This window comes from Arcobacter rhizosphaerae (assembly GCF_049472155.1).
Lineage (GTDB): Bacteria > Campylobacterota > Campylobacteria > Campylobacterales > Arcobacteraceae > Arcobacter_B.
Map to the genome: position 1 here is coordinate 152,334 of NZ_JBMOVW010000007.1, position 20,226 is coordinate 172,559.

Consider the following 20,226-nt stretch of genomic DNA (forward strand, 5'->3'; position numbering starts at 1 on the left):
CATATCATTTCTTAATCCCATATCCAAATCCTTTTTTCTTAGCATACAATATTTCATCAGGAACAAGTCCCTCAAATGCTTGTTTTAATATAAGCTTGTTATTTGCTCTACCATTTTTTCTAGCTATTTTTCTATGAGCATCAATTTTAAATGCCATTTCTACAACTCTATAGTCCAGAAATGGAGCTCTTGATTCAATACTATATAACATGGGTGGTAAATCTGAACTTATAGTAATTGAGTGTGCATTTTCACTCATTAGCCCTATCCAATTTGAATTATCTATATAATTGTTTGTGGTAATTCTTTCTGACCAAAAGTCTATCAAAGCACTATAGTCAAAATCATTTAAACCTTTTTCTTTAGCTTCATTACCATATAGATAGCCTTTTCTTTTATGATTTTCTTTTTGTGCAAGTTCAAACATAAGTTTAAAATCTACTCTAAAACTAAAAATTTTCTCAAAAATTTTTAAAAAACTATTTGGTAAAAATTCTATCATTTTAACAATATCTGAAAAAAGAAGCTGTTTATTTGCTCCATCATATCCATAAAAAATTTCATCAGCCCCTATACCACTCATAACTACTTTAATATTCTCTTTTGAGATTTGTTCATAAAGTCTTGCTGCATGAGTTAGAGGAAGTAGTCTAACTTCTTCTCCATATATAGTCATCATCTTATGATATAATTCTTCTTGTAAATCTCTATCATATTTAAATACTTTTAAAGGTACATCAAAAAGCTTTGCTACTCTTTTGGCTCTTGACAACTCTTCTTCATCTGCTTTTAAAGTATATGCTTTTGGTTTAAGACCATGTTTCACCATAAGACCAGTAATGATACTACTATCAACACCACCACTTAAAAGTGTTGCTATTTCAACATCTGATCTTTCACGAATTCTTACTGCATCATCTATAATATTATAAACATCATCTTTTTTCAGATTGTGGTCATATTCAAAAGAAGGAGTCCAATAACACCATTTTTTTACTATTTTTTGTTTTTTTATTATCATAGCATGGGCAGGTTCTAATCGCCTTAAACTTTTATATTTTGTATATGGTTCAGGTATATGAAGATAATTTCTTAGATAGCTATATGCTATACCTATCTCATCTGGAGTATCATCAAATATTCCTATACTAAAAAGTGCTGCAAGTTCTGAAGCAAAATAAAAACCACTGCTATGTTCAGTATAAACAAATGGCTTTTTACCAATCCTATCTCTTGCACAAAATAGAGTTTTTTCTTGTTTATCATAAAGAGCAAATGAAAACATACCATTAAACCGTTCTATACATTTTTCACCATACTTAATATAACTAGCCAATAAAACTTCTGTATCACTACAAGTTTTAAATTCATATTTCAATTCTTTTTTTAATTCAAGATAATTATAAATTTCACCATTAAATACTAAACTATACCGCCCACAGTTAGATATAAAAGGTTGATTAGCATTTTGATTTAAATCTATAATAGCAAGTCTATTATGACCAAGTGTGATATTATCTAATGTTATTTTTGAACTATTATCTGGTCCTCTATGAAATTGTTGTGCAAGTATTTTATTTACATATTTTTCTTGAATTTGAATACTATAGTCTGACCAAATTCCTACTATACCACACACTATTTCTTCTCCACTATATACCAAAGGGAAGGATACATTTTACTAATTTTGAATATATTTACAATATATTTAGACAAGGAATACTTATTAATTAACATAAACAAACTTCTTAAAAATTTGAACCTAGGACTTAAGTTCTCTGGATTTGAAATAATATAAGGAATTTTATATTCTTCATAAGCTGAGTAATAATTAACATTCAAATACTTAAATATTCTTTCAAACATTTTAGGAGTTGTGAAGTTCAAGTGATCAACAAATTTAGGATCCTTTTTAAACAACTTGGCTATACATTTAGTTAATAGCTTAGTGGATAGATATGGTAACATTGGTATTTTTAAATGAACTTCTAATGGAAACAAATAATTAGGTGTTTCTATAAATATGTAACCATCATTTTTTATTACTCTTTTTAATTCCCTTAGAGATTTCAATAAATTTTCTTCATTCTCTAAATGTTCTCCTACATCCTTCATTATTATAAAATCAAAACTATTATCTTCAAAAGGCAAATCATAAATATCACAAGTATCTATATATAACTCATCATCAGTAACTTTATTCATATTTTTATATTCTTTTGCCATTTCCACTGCTGTTTTGTCAATATCAACACCTGCTATAAAATCAAACTTTTTTGAATTATATAAAGAAAAAAGCATTCCTCCCATAGAACATCCTACATCTAAAATTGTTCCTTTAAAATCAATTTTATAGTGTTTGAATAAATTATCAAGTTCTTTTACAATATAATTTTGATTAGCAAATAAATTCAAAACATTTTTTTCATTTACAATATCTTCTTTATAATGACCTTTATTTTGTTCATTTAGCCATACTTCATATAATTTATTTAGTTTTTCCATTAAAAACTCCCTTTTGAACAAATTTTCTTTTTAAAATAAACAGCATAAAAATCAAAGGTATTATAATTCCTATAATAAATGCACTACCACTTCTAACAAAAGCAAACATATTTATGTAAATATATACTGCAATAAATATAAATACTACGTTATTTTGATATTCTAATAATACTGTTAAGTATTTTAAAAAACTACCTATAAAATACATTACCACTAATCCAGCAAATAACCCAAATGAGTAAATTATATCAACCAGTATGGTAGAAGGTAATGTAATTGTAGGTTTTCCTTTTATATTAAAACTATCTGGTGCCAAATAATACTGCATTTCTAAAATACCTAAATTGTAAGGTTTTTCTTCCCATAAAAACCTAGGTACATAATTTAAAAAGTTTGAAAAAGGCTCTAATATGTTTTTACCAAGAAGTATTTCCTTTAAATCTGTTTTTTCTAAATATAATGCAAGCCAGTGACCTTCAAAAGTACTTACAATAATTTGGTTTAATTCTAAAACTCTTGATATAAAAATTGATAGTGAAAATTCATCAACAATAATATATCTTATTGATTGCATAATACTTGATAAGAAAGGCGTAATAAGAATAACTCCTAGTAAAAGATAAACAGAAAAATGTTTTTCTCCTTTACTTTTCATTACAAATAAAAATAATATAGAAAACACTAAAATAGCTAAATTTCTTCTTGTACCTAATATTACTGTAGAAAATATTATTGTTAATATTAGTGATAAAAATATAAATATACCTATCTTATCAAATTTTTTTACTTTAGTATTAAAACTATATAAATAATAAACTATATAAAAGAAAAATGAATATATATAAAGACTTTTCAAAACAGTATTTAAACCATTACCATCTGAATATTCAAACATATTAATCCTATTTGAATTTACTAGAAAATCTATTATATATTCATATAACAAAAAATAAAAAAGTAAGATTGAAACTATAGAAAGCAGCTTTAATCTAAATTGTGATATTTCTAAATTTAAAGTATAGCTATTTGTTGAGGGAACAACCCTATTAAAACCAATATAGGCAAAAAGCCAATATACTGAGGATATTAATGTTGAATAAATGAAATACACTGATGATGGTTCTTTTGCTATTTGTAGACTTAAACTATCATCTAAATATAATAATAATGGGTTTAAAAAATATGTTATGTAATAAAAATAAGTAAACACCCAAAAAAGTGATATTGTAACATTTTTTAATTTATTTTGCTTTATTTCTTTATTAATTAAAAATAGAATTAATATTGTAAAACATAAAAAAATAAGAATAATCATTTTACTACTCTTTTAAATATTTTTAAACTATTTAAACGATAGAAATAAAAAGTAAATAAAAACCCTATTAGCCATCCAATAATTGGAGCTAACTCTTTAAACTCGTTAAAAAATAAAACTATAAATACAATTTTAAATGCCAATTCAATAAACTGTAATATTGTAATATTATTTAGACCATAAGTATAATAATTTACAGATAAGTAAACCCGTTGCATTATAGACAAAATAATTACAAATGAAGATATGATATACATATATTTTAAATAAGGTACTTTTTCAGAACCTAACCAAATATTTAAAATAAACTCACCTAAAAAAGTATATAGAGCTGCAATAATTATTGATAGAATAAAAACTTTTTTTTCGAATAAGCAAAATTTACTATAAATTTCTTCTTTATTTTTTTTTATATTTTTTGCTATAGTAGCTTGCAAAGGTTCACTTATTCTCCAACCTAACATTATTATTGTATTTGGTATTTTCCAAATCAATAAATATATACCAGCATTTTCACTTCCATATAAATAGTCGATTAAAATCACATCAATTTGTAAAAGAAGTATAGTACTTATACCATTTATAAAATATTTAATACCATCTGTCAAAAAAAGTTTTTTAATCATCTTTTTTGAAATATTTTTTTTTGAAAGCTTTACTTTTATATTGATGTTAAAATATAAAAATACAATTATATATACTAAAACAACACTAATCAAAAGAGATAAAAAAATACTTGATAAAGTATTTAGATTCAAAAAAACAAAACTACTAATTGAAAAGATCATAAATAAAAACTGCTGCAAAAATCTAAAAAAAGCTGTTTGATACTGTTTTAAATTAGAAATTAATATCTCATAAAAAGGTATTAATGAAAAACTCAAAAAAGTAAATAGTCCAAAATAAATAAAGCTTAAGAAATAATCTTCTTTTGAGATATAACCATATAGCCATATTATGAAAACAGATATTAAGCCATAAGACATATTGACAATAAAAGATAAAGTAGAAATATCAGGTTTAATGTATTTATATTTTAAAAGGTTTTTTGTGATACTTCCACTTAACCATCCAATACCAATATCAATAATAGATTTAAGACTAAATAATAAACCAAATACTCCTAAAGCAGCAAGGCCTATATATTTTAAGATCAAAGGTATAAGAACAAATCCAGTAAGAATATTACTAGCAATTGTTAAATAACTAAAAAGCACATACTTTTTATGATCGCTTAGGTTCTTTAACATATTAATTTATAATCTTATTAAAATTTTCATTCCATATTTCCGGAGAAAATTTTTTATTAAATAAATCAAGACTATTTTTTTGCCATTCTTTATAGTTTTCAGTAGCTTCTATTATTGAGTTCTTCAACTCTTCATAGAGACCAAAATAAAATTCTTTATGATTTAAATATCTATTATGAAAGTCTTTTATTCTTAAATCTACACAATTTATCACTTTATTATCATTTAAAAGCGTAGGTTTTAATATAGGATGATGTAACAACTTACCATTATAGTTGTTTTTTACTATTTCAGGTGTTGCGTAAGTATTTAATGTAATTATTCCCATACCAAAAGACAATGCCTCTAGTAATACTATACCAAATGATTCATAAAATGATGGGAATAGCATAATATCCATTTTAGGATAAATTTCATTTATTAATCTTGTTCTTGACTGAGGAGGTAAAATAGTAATTCTACTATCTTTTTTATATCTTAACTTTTCTTCATTACTCAGATTTGAGATAAAAGTAAGTCTAATATTTTCTTCTTTAATATGTGTAAATGCTTCAAGTAGTTCATTCCCACCTTTTCCTCGACTGTTAAGTCCTACAAAAATAAAATTAATTACTCCATTGTTATTTCTATTATTTTTTTTATAATTACTTGCCATATATGGATAATTTATAAAACTTTTTTTTTCAATATCTTTTCCATATAATTCAATGGCATGATTCATACAAGTTTCAGATAAATAAGTAACTTTATATGCTTCATTTAATAACTTCTTTATTTTGTCTTTATTCCTCATAAAACTATCTAAATGATAATAAACAGGTGTGTAAGGATTGTCAAGCTCTAAAATAAAAGGTTTTCTACTATTTTTTGGGAAAGCACCCCACATATAAAGTAAATCTGCACTTGATGAAATATTAAGATCTACTTTTTGCTTATTGATTAGCCTCTTAGAAGCTTCATATTTTATTTTATTAATAAAAGATTTTGAATTTGACCTAGCGTAAGTTTTTATAGAACTTTGCTGTTTTACTTCAGCAGGAAGTAAAACACAACAAGCATCATTTGCATGATTTGGAGTATCCCACATTCTTTCTCTAGAAGTCGGTCTTATGTTAAAATAAACCTTTTTTCTTGACAAAACTAAAGACTCCCATCAACATTATCAATAATAGATTTAATATCAAACACGACAGCATCGTTATTATTTGATAAATCCAAAGTCTTAAACTCATCATGAGCAACTGCCACTACTATCCCATCATATTTTGATGTATCTATATCTTTTACTAAATCTAAAGAATATTCATATTTAACTTCTTCTTCATCAGCCCATGGATCGTATACATCTATATTACATCCAAATTCTTGTAACTCTTCTACTACATCAATAACCCTTGAATTTCTAATATCTGGACAATTCTCTTTAAATGTGATTCCTAGCATTAATACATTAGAACCTTCAATCTTATGACCTTTTTTAATCATTAGTTTAATAACTTGATTGGCCACATAAATTCCCATATTGTCATTTAGTCTTCTTCCTGCTAAAATAATCTCTGGGTTATATCCTATTGATTGTGCTTTATGTGTTAAGTAATATGGATCAACTCCAATACAATGTCCACCAACTAAACCTGGTTTAAATGGTAAGAAGTTCCATTTTGTTCCTGCTGCTTCTAATACATCATTTGTATTAATTCCAAGTTTATTAAAAATAATTGCTAATTCATTTACAAATGCAATATTTATATCTCTTTGAGAATTCTCAATTACTTTTGCAGCTTCTGCTACTTTAATTGTTGGAGATAAATGTGTTCCTGCTGTAATAATTGATGCATATAAATCATCTACTACTTTTCCAATTTCAGGAGTTGAACCAGATGTTACTTTTAAAATCTTAGTAACTGTGTGTTCTTTATCACCTGGATTAATTCTCTCAGGTGAGTAACCACAATAGAAGTCTTTATTAAATTTTAATCCTGAAACTTTTTCTAAAATAGGAACACAATCTTCTTCTGTTGCTCCTGGGTATACAGTTGATTCATAAATAACAATGTCATCTTTTTTAAGTACTTTTCCTACTGTCTCAGATGCTTTAATTAAAGGAGTAAGATCTGGTCTTTTATTTTTATCAATAGGTGTAGGTACTGTTACTATATAAACATTTGAATCTTTAATATCTTCAATATTACAAGTAAATTTAATTTTATTATTAATTGCTTCTTGAAGTTGTTCTTCATTTAGCTCTAATGTTCTATCATATGCTCTTGATAATTCATCAATTCTTTCTTGATAAATATCTAATCCAACTACTTCATATTTTGAAGAAAATGCAGCTGCTAATGGCAGTCCTACATACCCTAGACCTATTACACATATCTTTGCATTTTTAATATCTAACATTTACTTTTACTCCCATTATTGTTATATCCAAAAAATTCTAAATACCAATCAACAAAGTTATTAATACCTTCTTGTATTGGAGTTGCTGGTTTATATCCTAAATCTTCTACTAAGTCACTTACATCTGCGTAAGTAGCTGGTACATCACCTGCTTGTATTGGCTTCATGTTTTTTTCTATAGTTTTATCTAATTTATTTTCTATTGCAGTAATAAAATCCATAAGTTTTACTGGGTTATTATTTCCTATATTATATACTTTATATGGGGCTGATGAAGTTGAAGTTTGTCCTGTTTTACCATTCCAAAATTCATCTTTTTTTGCTGGATTATCTATAACTCTAATAATCCCTTCAACTATATCATCAATATACGTAAAATCTCTTAGCATTTCACCATTATTAAATACATCTATTTTACTTCCTTCAAGTGCTGCTTTAGTAAAAAGGAAAAGTGCCATATCAGGTCTTCCCCATGGTCCATAAACTGTAAAAAATCTAAGTCCTGTAGTAGATATGTCAAATAGATGAGAATAAGTATGAGCCATAAGTTCATTTGATTTTTTACTTGCTGCATATAGTGAAATAGGATGATCTACGTTATGATTCGTGCTAAAAGGTAGTTCTTCATTTAATCCATATACAGAAGAACTAGAGGCATAAGATAGGTTTTTTACACCATTATGTCTACAAGCTTCTAATATATTCATAAATCCTATGATATTAGAGTCCATATATGCATCTGGATTTGTTAAAGAGTATCTAACACCTGCTTGTGCAGCTAAGTTACAAACTGTATCAAACTTTTCTGATGCAAACAATTTCATCATAGAGTCTTTGTCTTCAAGGTTTAGTTTAATAAACTTATAGTTTGAATTAGTTTTAGAAGTTAAAAGTTTTCCATATGGTATATCTTTTCCATCTTCAAGAGTATTTATAATCCCTCCTCTTTGAAGTCTTCCATATTTTACATTTTGATCATAATAGTCATTTATATTATCAAGTCCTACTACTTCATCACCTCTTTCAAGTAGTTTTATAGCTAAATGACTTCCTATAAATCCTGCTGTTCCTGTTACAAGTATTTTCATATTTTAAATTACCTTTTTTAATTATCACTATTAAATATATCTCTAGTATATACTTTATCTTGAACATCAAGTAAGTCTTCACTAAGTCGATTTGCTACTATTACATCTACTTGCTTTTTAAACTCATCTAAATCTTTTACTACTTTTGAGTTAAAAAACATTTCATCTTCTAAATTGGGTTCATAGATTACTACTTCTATTCCCTTAGCTTTTATTCTTTTCATGATTCCTTGAATTGCTGAAGCTCTAAAGTTATCACTTCCTTCTTTCATTATAAGTCTATATACTCCTACTTTTTTTGCAGTTTCTATATTATCAGGATTTGAAGGTATTAGATTTAGTTTCTCTATTATACTTTGGGCTATAAAATCTTTTCTTGTAGAGTTTGCTTCTACTATCGCTGATATTAAGCTATGTGGTACATCTTCATAGTTTGCTCTTAGTTGTTTTGTATCTTTTGGCAAGCAGTATCCACCATATCCAAAGCTTGGATTATTATAATGATTTCCAATTCTTGGATCTAATCCTACACCTTCTATTATTTGTTTTGAATTTAGATTATGAGCTAACGCGTAAGAGTCTAATTCATTAAAATATGATACTCTCATAGCTAAGTATGTATTTGAAAATAGTTTTATTGCTTCTGCTTCTGTAGAATCAGTAAACAAAATATCTATATTCTCTTTTATTGCTCCTTGAGCAAGTAGTTTTGCAAAAGTCTGAGCTCTATCACTTTGTTCACCTACTATTATTCTTGAAGGGTATAGATTATCATGTAAGGCTTTTCCTTCTCTTAAGAACTCTGGTGAAAAAATAATATTACTTGTTTTAAATTTTTTTGATATTTCTTTTGTATATCCTACTGGTATAGTTGATTTTATAACCATTGTTGTATTTGGATTTATTTCAAGCACATCTGATATCACATACTCTATTGATTTTGTATTAAAATAGTTTGTTTCTGGATCATAATCTGTTGGTGTTGAAATTATTACAAAGTCTGCATTTTCATAAGCTTCTTTTTTATCTAATGTTGCTTTAAAATTTAAATCATCCCTTAGTAGGTATTCACTTATTTCTTTATCTTCTATTGGTGATTTTTTATTATTTAGAAGTTCTACTTTTTCAGGAATTATATCTAATGCTATTACTTCATTATGTTGGGCTAACAGTATTCCATTTGATAGACCAACATATCCTGTCCCTGCTATGGCTATTTTCAAACAACTTCCTTAACTGTATAAATAAATGTTATTCTATTTAATTTTTTCTTATGATATGGTTAGATAATATTTTGATCAAATAAACAAAAATTATTTACTTTTCTAACTTATAATAATTTCTAATAATTTTTTTTAAAACAAATAAAAGATATAATAAAAAAAACTTTTATTATTACAAAGGTAATCATGCTAATACTTGGAAGAAAATATAAATTTACTAAATTTGAAAAACAAAGACTTAAAAATAAGAATATAAAAACAACTATTATCAGATATACAGATAAAGAACCTAATGAGGTTCTAAAAGAGATTAAAGAAACTCTAAAAAAAAGAAAATGTAAAACAATAGTACTAAATACAAAAGCTACAGTAAATGATGAAATTATTAAATACCTTACAAACTTACAGTTCACTCAAAATATATCTATGATAACAATAGAAAAGTTCATGGAAAAATATCTAGAAAAGTGCTACATACCAGATGACCATAAAGACCTAGCATACTTAGAAAATATCAAACCTTTTAATACTTTCCAATATATCCAAAAAAGAATTATAGACTATATAGGAGCTATTACACTACTTCTTATCTCATGGCCTATACTTATCTATGCAAGAAAAAAGATAAAACAACAATCTCCAGGAACTAGTATGTTTAAACAACTAAGAGTTGGTAAAAACAACAAAGAGTTTAAATGTATTAAGTTTAGATCTATGAGACTAGATGCAGAAAAAGATGGTGCCCAATTTGCTAGTCAAAATGACCCTAGAATATTTGCTTGGGGTGAAACTATGAGAAAAACAAGAATAGATGAAGTACCACAAATACTAAATGTCTTAAAAGGTGAGATGCACTTCATAGGACCAAGACCTGAGAGAAAATACTGGATAGAACAGTTTGAAAAAGAGATACCATACTACAATGAAAGACATCTTATAAGACCAGGTATTACAGGATGGGCACAAGTGATGTACCCTTATGGTGCAAATGCCCAAGATGCCAAGCAAAAACTTATGTATGATTTATACTATATCAAATACTGGAATGCTTGGCTTGAGTTAAAAGTAGTTTGGAAAACTATTTTAATAGTTTTAGGAAAGAAAGGGGTTTAATTTAATAAAATCAACTCTTCTTCTTTAGATAAAAATGACATCTATTTATTAAAAAATTATGTTACTAAAAATTGAATTTATAGTCATTTTAATTATAAACTTGTAGTAAAACAAATACTTTTGTCAAGAAAATCTTCTATCCTCATTTTACTATTGTATAGTTACTTTGATATATAAATTTCTTCATATTTTTTACACATATTAACAAAATTAAATCTTTCTTCTAAAAGTTTATACTGACTTTCTATTATTTGTGAATATGTGTTTTGAATATTTTCAATATTAATGAAACATTGTTCAATATTGTCAAATAAAACACTATCATAAATATCATCAGAAACAATCAAAGAGTGAGCTTCTATATTAGATAGAATTATTGGTATTCTAATAGCCATTGCTTCAAGTACGGAAATAGGTAATCCTTCAACCCTTGACAATGATAAAAAAATATCATTGTCTAATAAAAATTCATTAATATCTGAGATCTTTCCAACAAAATTTACTTTTATATTGTCATAATTTTCAGCATCATTTATTACTGAATTTTTCAAATCAATATCTTCAATACCACCAGCTATATTGAATACATAAATTTTATTTTCATTTTTAAAGAATTTAAAAAGTTCATTAAGCTTATCATATCCTTTTCTATGTTTTACATTTCCTACAAGTGCAACTTGTATTTCTTGTTTTTTTAAATCATAATTTTCTTTTTTATGAAACTTCTCATAGTTAATACTATTTTCTATCACTACAAGTTTTTCACCAAATACCTTTTGAAATTTATCAAGATCTTGTCTTGACACAACTACGATTTTGTCGAAAACTTTTTTCATAAAAAACTGATGAACTTTGCCAACTAATCTATTTTTCAGCCCAGATTCATAGTAAAATTCATAATTGTTTCTAAGACTTGCTACCAACTTATTTTTTTTCAAAAAACCAGTGTAAACTAAAAAGCCAATGATAATATCTGAACCTTTTAACTGAGTTTGTATCACGTCATAATTATTAGATTTTAAATAAGAAATCAACTCTTTTATTACTTTAAATAATATACTTATCGATAAAGACTGTTCAGTAATATTTATAACTTTACCATTATGTTTAAAATCCCAAAAATCTTTCTGAACATTTGTATGTCCCCACATAGTTAAAACATCAGCATTTTTAAAATAGTTTTCATTCATTCTTTTTATAGATGCTTCTGCTCCACCTATTCCATTTGAATTTAAAATATATAATATTTTTTTCATTTTTTAGTTACTTTACCTTTTTCAAAAAATTTATTTTTATATTCTTCAACACTCATGATTTTTTTACATGGTGTTCCCACTGCTATACAATTTGATTCTACAGATTTCGAAACTATACTTCCAGCACCAATCACAACATTATCACCTATAGAAACATTAGGTAATATAATACTATTTGCTCCAATAAATACATTATTTCCTATTTTAATTTCACCTAATGTATTGATATAATTAGATTTCATTTCATCTAAATTTCTAAGTACAAATGCCCCTCCATCATGATTAGAAAATAATACACCAACAGAAATAGTCACATCTTCCCCTATAGATATTAAATATGGCTCACTTCCAAAATCAACTTTACTCATAAGTCTAAAATTTTTTCCTATTTTCATGCCATTTCTTTTTAAATCTTTTATGTAAAAATATCTGTATATTTTAGATAAAAATTTAAAAATATAAGTAAAATACATTTTATTATATGGTTTTTTCATACTTAACTCCTAACTTTTTATACTCACTAACAATCGTTTCAATCTTAAATCTTTCATAATATTTAAATTCTATTTTTGGGTAAAAATCTAATGCTTCTTCTATTTTTTTACTTAAATATATCATATCATCAACTGGAACCAAGTAGTATGATAAATCATCTATTAATATTTCACTTGGTCCACTCTTACAATTTGTAGATATAACTGCTGTTTCACAAATCAAAGACTCAATTAAAACAGTTGGCAAACCTTCATACTCAGAACATAATACAAATAATGAGGCATTTTTAATCCATTTATACGGATTTGATTGCCAACCTAGTAATTGCACATTTTGCTCAATTCCTAATTTTTTTATTTGTTGTTTCAAAATATTTCTTTCTTCCCCATCACCTAAAATTATCAAATTATATTTATCTTTTATATCTGACTGATTATAGGCATTGATAAGTAAATCTTGCCTTTTTAGTTTCAATAATCTTCCAACATGTATAATATAAGGTTTTTCATACTCAATCTTTTCAATTGATTGTTGTCTTATATAGTTTATATCAAATGGATTATATATTGTGACAATATTATCTTTATTTAATGTGAAATTACGGACCAAATCATCTTTAACACCTTCTGAAACAGCAATAAGTTTTTTACTTTTTAATATCAATGAAATAATTATTTTCATAATACCACTATATTTTTTAGAATAATTACTATGAATCACTCCATAATGATTTTTTACTTTAGATAACCAAGCTACATAGTTAGAAAGTTGTAAATGTGAAGTAAATAGATCAATTTTATCATCTTTTTCGATTTTAGTAATAACTTCTTTAAGTTTTTTTACTGCTTTAGGTAGAAGTAATAATTTTTCTACTTTATCTTTTGGCTTGTCTTCAAATAGATAATGTACAATGATATCATCAGGTAATTCGTATGCATTTGCATTACTTTTATAAATAAGTATAAGATGCACATTGTAATTTTCTTTTAGAAATCCTTTGCAAAGAGTCAAGACTACTCTTTCAGCACCTCCATCAGATAAGCTATTAATAAAAAAAACTTTTGTCATATTTTAAATCCTAATTTTTGTAGTATAAATTCTATTTTGTTTTAATAAAACTATAATTGGAAGGACTCCCAATACAAAATATGGATACTGAAAGATAAATAATTCTTGGCTGAAAGAGAAAATAAATAATAACCAAACCAAGAAGATATAGATCTTATTTTCAAGAGAAAAGGCCTTTATAAAAAAACATAAAAATAAAATAAAAGCGAATAGTCCACTATCTGCAAGTATTGCGATAAATGAATTATGAGGTTGAACATACCAATTCCCACTAAATAAAAAATTTGACCTCACACTTGTAACACCTGAACCTAATATAGGATTATTAAGAAAAGAATAAAAAGCAATTTCCCACATCTTAAATCTAGTTGACATTGTAGATAGTGTCATAAATATTTCATATATATAGTATGCACTAAAAGCTATCAGCGAAATAAATAATATAGTATACGGTATTAATAATTTCAATTTTTTTGCTATAAAAAAAGATAAAATAATAAAACTTGCTAAAATTATAGTTTTTGAGAAAGACAATATAACACCTACAAATGATAAAAGGAAAACAAATAAAACTAGAAATCTATTTTTAAAGAGTATAAAAGTTATAACAAACCAAAGCATCATACTAAAGGTAGCATAGTTTGGGTCTTCAGCATAACCTCCTATTCTAGTACCGATAATAGATAACTCAAATTCTTCTAACTCTCTCACATTTCTAGCAAAAGGCAATTCTTGTACACCTATATATTGAAGAATCATAGATAAAAAAAGAATTAACCCCGATACAAAAACAACTATTCCAATTACCTTTAAATTTATTTTTTTCCAATATAAAGCAAATATAGTTACTGCCAAAAAGTTATAAATATATAATAGAATTACATTTATTAAGATATCTTCATTTGGAGAGTAAGGATTAAAATACCATTTACTATTAGATAAAAATACGATAAATATAAATAACATATAATATATAATATTTTTTTTAGTTCCATAAATAACAATATTTCTTGTAAAAAGAATATTAATAAATTTAAATATAAGTAGATATGCAAAAATTGGTAAAATCAAAAATCGTAAATCTATAAAAGGAACAAACTCTCTATTAAAAAGCAAAAATATATACAACGCAATTGAAATTTGTAGTAACATTTTAATTTTTAATAGAATTAAATAAAACTTCTTTAGACTGTTTTATTTGATTAAATAATTTTAAATCAACACCTAAATAATCTAATTCACAATTAATAAATTCAAATTCTTTCATAGAAGACACTAAATTAGTATCTAAATTTAGTAAACTCAATAAACTTGTAAGTCTATTTGATTTTTTACCAGGTGCTACTGCAACAAAAGATTTTCTAAAATTTATAGAAAAGCAAACACCATGAAAAGAATCTGTTATGATAAATTTTGCATTAGCAAAATAATCTATAAACTCTTTTGGTCCTGCATCTTTTATATGAATATCAACATTCGCTAGGGGGAAAAATGACTGATCTATTGAGATTACTTTCAATCCTAGTTTTTTAGAAAAATATGCAACTGCTTTTTTTAAAAGTTCGCTTCTTGGAGCAGTATATAAAAGTATATAATCTCCATAATTATTATGTTCTTTTAACTCAAAAGTATCAAGCCACTCTTGCTTATTTAAAAGTAGTGTTGGGTCTAAAACATGATTGATTTCTTTATCTTTTATAAAACTTTCTAACATTTCTTTAGCATCTTTTTCTCGTACTGACACTAAATCAAAATCATTTAACAGCTCTTTTACTTCCAATTGTTCATTTCCTGTCAACTTGTGATGTCCAAAACTAGAGGCATATGATAATTTTTTAGAACCTTTTTGAACAAATTTCAAAAAATAATTTGCATCTATTTTCTTTTGTGGTGTTGCAATTTCTGGATTCCATATTTGATCACTACCACAAACATACACATCAAATCCATTTGCCTTTCCATCTATCAAATCCTTACTTGAAAAATTGTTTGTTAAATTCATATATGATGAAATAAAACTATTAAATTTTTTTACAGCTTTATATCTTGAAAATATTCTCAAGATATCATGAATAATAAATTTTAAATTTGCTATTAAACCTAATGATTTATGATATCTAATCAAATCAAGACGAAAAGAGATATATCTATTATTATAATCTATAATTTTAGACTCTCCAATCTCCGACAACACTTTTTGTGTAGCATATGCTTGAAGAACTGCTCCATAATTGTTTGCTCTGTGAACTGTAATAATTGCTATTTTCATGACTTATTTCCTAATTTTCAATTCTGAATAAATTTCTTCTATAGGTCTTCTTACAGATGCACATATTTTATTTATTTCATCTGGATAACCTACTGCTAGGACCATTATAATAGTATGACTATCATCAATATTTACAGCTTTTCTAAAATCTTTATCTTTTTGTGGTGTTTGACTCCAATTTAAAGGACAAGATGCAACCCCTAATGAATGTAATGAATACATCAATGTCATTGATAATAACCCTCCATCTATCCAGTGCTGATAATGCTCTTTTCCTGTAAAGAAGCCTTTTAAATCTGTAGTTACTACTATATAATTTGGAACATATTCCCCAAATGGCTTATTGCCACCCTGATAAGTTGTAATTTGTTTTTTCACATCTGTATCATCTGTGTAATAAATATGCCAAGCTTGTCTATTGCATACAGAAGGTGTCTTTAGTGTTAATTGTATTGCTCTATCAATAACTTCCTTTGAAACAATTTCATTTTTGAACTCTCTTAATGAATATCTTGAATAAAAAAATTCTTCTGGATTATCAAGTTTTCCTTTATAAAAGTCATGTAATGTATACTCAAAAGCTCCATGATTATCATCTGAAATAAAATTTATATCTTGTAATAGTTTTATAAATTGCTTTGCTTGATCTGTTTCTCTATTTTCAGGTAGATCAAGAAACTTGTCAAGCACTTGTTTACCAGCCTTATCATGGTATGTGATTATTCCAGACTTTTTAGCTACAAGAAGAAGATTTAAAACTTTTTTTGCATCTTTCCATCCAGAAGTAGGATTTCGTTTTTTATAACTAAGACTTTTTTCTAAACTATGGTAAGTCATAACCATTTGGTATGAACGAATTTCAGAATCAAATAAATCTTCTCTGTATCCGCTATAAAAAGCATACCTTTTTATATCATAGAAAAATCCATTTAAACCTTGTAACAGTCTATATATAGTTCTAACATATGGTCTAATTTTTTGCCACATTGCTTTTTCCTTTAAAATTAAATATATAATTGTTCACATAATATAAATACAATATAAGTAAAATCAAATTGCTTATTACAGTAGATATTGAAGCACCAATAGCTCCATAAAGTGGGATAAGAGTAAAATTTAAAATAATATTTAGAACAGCTACAACTCCCATAAACAGAACTTTTTTCTTCATATGCTCTTCTGTTACTAAAACTGCACCCGCACCATAAGCAACACTGGATATAGGAATATTTAAAGATGCAATTTGAAATAGTGCTATTGAATCTTTATATTCTGCACCAAAGAATATCATTACAATAAAATTACTAGTAAAAAAAACTAAACACATCATTATCAGTCCAAATAAAAGCATTATTTTAGTAGTTTTTAAATATGTACTATAAAATTTTTCTTTTTCATGATTAGCCCATCTATGATATTTTGGCAATAGAAATTTATTGAATAAATTTGATGGGAAAATTAGAATAGCCATTAACAAAACAAACGCTACATTGTAAAAGCCACTTTCAATATCCCCAACTAAATATTTCAACATAATCAAATCACTTTGATAATAAATAAATCCAAAAAAAGTTGCTAGACCAAATGGCAATGCTCCTTTAAAAATTTCTTTTTGTGTAGGAATATATGAATTTTCAATATTTTTTTTATGATGTCCTTTTAAATCAATCAAGCCATTTTTAAGAGAATATAATTGCTTAATGCTAAAATAAATAAAAATAATTCCTACGAAAGAATAAATTAAAGCTGCCATAAATACATCAAAGTGGAATGGTAATACAATTACGATTATAATAATAAATAATCTCAAGAGGTTTGGTATCAATTGCCATAATGCTAAGACTTTGTATTTTTCTTCAAGTTGAAATTTCGAACTTACTATTTCTATACCTATTTGTCCAATTAAAAATAAACTTAATAGAATTAAAACTTTTGTTGTATCAAAATCATGTGGTCCAAATAATGCCCAAATCAGTAATATAGCAATAATGATAATTGTACTAAAATATATAAACTTTATTGAAGGTTGAATTAATCTTAAAGCATTCCAGCCTTCCCTACCAAATTCTTTTAACCAAAATTTAGAAACTCCAAATCCCGCTAAAAGAGTAAGAAGCATTATTGTTGCAATGGAAGATGAAAATAATCCAAATGCCTCAACTCCTAATTCTCTTGCAAGAATCATGTAAATTAGAAATGAGCTACCTGACGCAAGTAAAGAACCAGACCAGATAAATGATAATGATTTTAGAGCATTTTTATAATTCATTATTTACTATAAAATCCCTTGTACCAAGCCACAAACTGCTCAATTCCATCAGCTAAATTCGTACCTGGCTTGTAATCAAAGTCTTTGATTAAATCATTAGTATCTGCATATGTAGATACAACATCTCCTGCTTGCATATCCATGAAATTTTTCTTAGCTTTTATTTGAAGTTTATCTTCCAATGTCTCTATAAATTCCATCAATGATACAGGTGCATTATTTCCTATATTATATATCCTATATGCTGCACTTGATATATCTGGACTAGGATTTTCAGGATTAAAGTCTTGTGAAGATTTTGCTGGATTATCAATTACCTTTATGATTCCATCTACTATATCTTCTACATAAGTAAAGTCTCTACTCATATTCCCATGATTAAATACTTTTATAGCTCTATCATTTAGTATTGAATCTGCAAATAACATTGGTGCCATATCAGGTCTTCCCCATGGTCCATATACAGTAAAAAATCGTAGACCTGTAGTAGAAATACCATAAAGGTGAGAATATGTATGTGCCATCATTTCATTTGATTTTTTTGTAGCTGCATATAGTGATACTGGATGATCTGTATGATCACTTGTTTTAAATGGTTGTGATTTATTTAGTCCATATACTGATGAACTAGAAGCATAAGATAGATTTTTTACATCATTATGTCTACAAGCTTCTAGTATATTCATAAATCCTTTTACATTACTATCTATATATGCATGAGGATTTTCTATTGAGTATCTCACTCCTGCTTGAGCAGCTAAATTACATACTGCATCAAAGTTTTCTTTTTCAAATAAAGCATTTATTTCATTTGTATTTGATAAATCCATTTTTATAAATTTATGTTTTGGATAAGTTTTAGATTGAACTAGTTTATTAGAAGAAATTTCATCTCTTCTAATACCTAACTCTTCAAGTCTTGCATATTTTAAATTTACATCATAGTAGTCATTAATATTATCAAGACCTATTACTGTATCACCTCTATCTAAAAGTTTTTTTACTAAGTGATATCCTATAAATCCAGCTGTTCCTGTTACTAATATTTTCATTTAATGTTTTATCTTTTTATTATCAAAATGTTTTATCATGTCAATTACGGCATATCCAATACCACCAAATACAATTACAAAACCTATTGTTAAAACAATTGTTTCCATTATAAATCCTCCAAGCTATCTATTTTGTCCATAGCCTTTTTATTAGTAAATAGTATACCAATAGTTATAATTAATAAACCTAACAATACCAATATAATTTGAAATAAGCTTAACTTTTCTACATTTGTAAATAAGTATGCTATTAAAGATATATCTGTAGCAAATAATAGTCCAAATACAACTTTTAACCACCCGATTTGTTCTTTGATTTTATCAATTTTTGGCATTTATTCATTTTCCTATTAACATTATATCAAGTTTTAACTATCACTATTAAAAATATCTCTAGTATAAACTTTATCTTGAACATCAAAAAGATCTTCTGATAACCTATTTGCTACTATCACATCTACTTGCTTTTTAAACTCATCTAAGTCTTTTTCTACTTTTGAGTTAAAAAACATTTCATCTTCTAAATTGGGTTCATATATTACTACTTCTATACCTTTTGCTTTTATTCTTTTCATTATTCCTTGTATTGCTGAAGCTCTAAAGTTATCACTTCCTTCTTTCATTATAAGTCTATATACTCCTACTTTTTTTGCAGTCTCTATATTATCAGGATTTGAAGGTATTAGATTTAGTTTCTCTATTATACTTTGGGCTATAAAATCTTTTCTTGTAGAGTTTGCTTCTACTATTGCTGATATTAAGCTATGTGGTACATCTTCATAGTTTGCTCTTAGTTGTTTTGTATCTTTTGGCAAGCAGTATCCACCATATCCAAAGCTTGGATTATTATAATGATTTCCAATTCTTGGATCTAATCCTACACCTTCTATTATTTGTTTTGAATTTAGATTATGAGCTAA

19 protein-coding genes are annotated in these 20,226 nt (G+C 26.1%); 1 reads left to right on the forward strand and 18 read right to left on the reverse strand.

Going from position 1 to position 20,226, the window contains the following annotated elements:
• Positions 1-4: 4 nt before the first annotated feature.
• The 8 genes from asnB to ACH5BH_RS11885 are packed head-to-tail and all read right to left on the reverse strand — an operon-like array spanning position 5 to position 9,784.
• A complete protein-coding gene (gene asnB, locus ACH5BH_RS11850) occupies positions 5-1,639 on the reverse strand; it encodes an asparagine synthase (glutamine-hydrolyzing) (protein ID WP_423298488.1) in 1,635 nt (544 codons plus the stop codon).
• Positions 1,639-2,505: a class I SAM-dependent methyltransferase gene (locus ACH5BH_RS11855; protein ID WP_423298489.1), complete on the reverse strand. Its 867-nt coding sequence runs from the start codon at positions 2,503-2,505 to the stop codon at positions 1,639-1,641. Before ACH5BH_RS11855 ends, asnB begins: the two co-directional genes overlap by 1 nt.
• Entirely contained in the window at positions 2,489-3,820 is a 1,332-nt protein-coding gene (locus tag ACH5BH_RS11860; protein WP_423298490.1) for an O-antigen polymerase, read from the reverse strand. The genes ACH5BH_RS11855 and ACH5BH_RS11860 overlap by 17 nt, the downstream gene beginning before the upstream one ends.
• A complete protein-coding gene (locus ACH5BH_RS11865) occupies positions 3,817-5,070 on the reverse strand; it encodes a lipopolysaccharide biosynthesis protein (RefSeq protein ID WP_423298491.1) in 1,254 nt (417 codons plus the stop codon). The genes ACH5BH_RS11860 and ACH5BH_RS11865 overlap by 4 nt, the downstream gene beginning before the upstream one ends.
• A 1-nt stretch (position 5,071) precedes the next feature.
• Positions 5,072-6,208 carry a glycosyltransferase family 4 protein gene (locus ACH5BH_RS11870; RefSeq protein ID WP_423298492.1) on the reverse strand — a complete coding sequence of 379 codons (1,137 nt, stop codon included), beginning with the start codon at positions 6,206-6,208 and terminating at the stop codon, positions 5,072-5,074.
• Between the two features lie 2 nt (positions 6,209-6,210).
• Positions 6,211-7,473, reverse strand: coding sequence for a Vi polysaccharide biosynthesis UDP-N-acetylglucosamine C-6 dehydrogenase TviB (gene tviB / locus ACH5BH_RS11875; RefSeq protein WP_423298493.1), 1,263 nt, complete (start codon positions 7,471-7,473; stop codon positions 6,211-6,213).
• Entirely contained in the window at positions 7,467-8,561 is a 1,095-nt protein-coding gene (locus ACH5BH_RS11880; RefSeq protein WP_423298494.1) for an NAD-dependent epimerase, read from the reverse strand. The genes tviB and ACH5BH_RS11880 overlap by 7 nt, the downstream gene beginning before the upstream one ends.
• 17 nt (positions 8,562-8,578) lie before the next feature.
• Positions 8,579-9,784 (reverse strand): nucleotide sugar dehydrogenase, encoded by a 1,206-nt coding sequence (locus tag ACH5BH_RS11885; protein ID WP_423298495.1) that lies wholly within the window; start codon positions 9,782-9,784, stop codon positions 8,579-8,581.
• Between the two features lie 186 nt (positions 9,785-9,970).
• On the opposite strand from ACH5BH_RS11885, the gene ACH5BH_RS11890 reads away from it, so the two are divergent.
• Entirely contained in the window at positions 9,971-10,897 is a 927-nt protein-coding gene (locus tag ACH5BH_RS11890; protein ID WP_423298496.1) for a sugar transferase, read from the forward strand.
• Positions 10,898-11,058: 161 nt separating this feature from the next.
• Here ACH5BH_RS11890 and ACH5BH_RS11895 read toward each other — a convergent pair whose 3' ends face one another.
• The 10 genes from ACH5BH_RS11895 to ACH5BH_RS11940 form a co-directional block, all read right to left on the reverse strand.
• Positions 11,059-12,153 carry a glycosyltransferase family 4 protein gene (locus ACH5BH_RS11895; RefSeq protein ID WP_423298497.1) on the reverse strand — a complete coding sequence of 365 codons (1,095 nt, stop codon included), beginning with the start codon at positions 12,151-12,153 and terminating at the stop codon, positions 11,059-11,061.
• A complete protein-coding gene (locus tag ACH5BH_RS11900) occupies positions 12,150-12,647 on the reverse strand; it encodes an acyltransferase (protein ID WP_423298498.1) in 498 nt (165 codons plus the stop codon). Before ACH5BH_RS11900 ends, ACH5BH_RS11895 begins: the two co-directional genes overlap by 4 nt.
• Positions 12,631-13,716 (reverse strand): glycosyltransferase, encoded by a 1,086-nt coding sequence (locus ACH5BH_RS11905; RefSeq protein ID WP_423298499.1) that lies wholly within the window; start codon positions 13,714-13,716, stop codon positions 12,631-12,633. The genes ACH5BH_RS11900 and ACH5BH_RS11905 overlap by 17 nt, the downstream gene beginning before the upstream one ends.
• 3 nt (positions 13,717-13,719) lie before the next feature.
• Entirely contained in the window at positions 13,720-14,868 is a 1,149-nt protein-coding gene (locus tag ACH5BH_RS11910; RefSeq protein WP_423298500.1) for an O-antigen ligase family protein, read from the reverse strand.
• Between the two features lies 1 nt (position 14,869).
• The gene (locus ACH5BH_RS11915) at positions 14,870-15,985 is read right to left on the reverse strand and encodes a polysaccharide pyruvyl transferase family protein (protein ID WP_423298501.1); all 1,116 of its coding nucleotides are present in this window, start codon (positions 15,983-15,985) and stop codon (positions 14,870-14,872) included.
• Between the two features lie 3 nt (positions 15,986-15,988).
• A complete protein-coding gene (locus ACH5BH_RS11920; protein ID WP_423298502.1) occupies positions 15,989-16,972 on the reverse strand; it encodes a nitroreductase family protein in 984 nt (327 codons plus the stop codon).
• Positions 16,956-18,254 carry a flippase gene (locus ACH5BH_RS11925; protein ID WP_423298503.1) on the reverse strand — a complete coding sequence of 433 codons (1,299 nt, stop codon included), beginning with the start codon at positions 18,252-18,254 and terminating at the stop codon, positions 16,956-16,958. The genes ACH5BH_RS11920 and ACH5BH_RS11925 overlap by 17 nt, the downstream gene beginning before the upstream one ends.
• Complete coding sequence (locus ACH5BH_RS11930) at positions 18,254-19,306, reverse strand: NAD-dependent epimerase (RefSeq protein WP_423298504.1); 1,053 nt, start codon at positions 19,304-19,306, stop codon at positions 18,254-18,256. The genes ACH5BH_RS11925 and ACH5BH_RS11930 overlap by 1 nt, the downstream gene beginning before the upstream one ends.
• A 107-nt stretch (positions 19,307-19,413) precedes the next feature.
• A complete protein-coding gene (locus ACH5BH_RS11935) occupies positions 19,414-19,641 on the reverse strand; it encodes a hypothetical protein (RefSeq protein WP_423298505.1) in 228 nt (75 codons plus the stop codon).
• A gap of 33 nt (positions 19,642-19,674) precedes the next feature.
• Positions 19,675-20,226: UDP binding domain-containing protein (locus tag ACH5BH_RS11940; RefSeq protein ID WP_423298506.1), on the reverse strand; the 552-nt coding region annotated here is incomplete at its 5' end.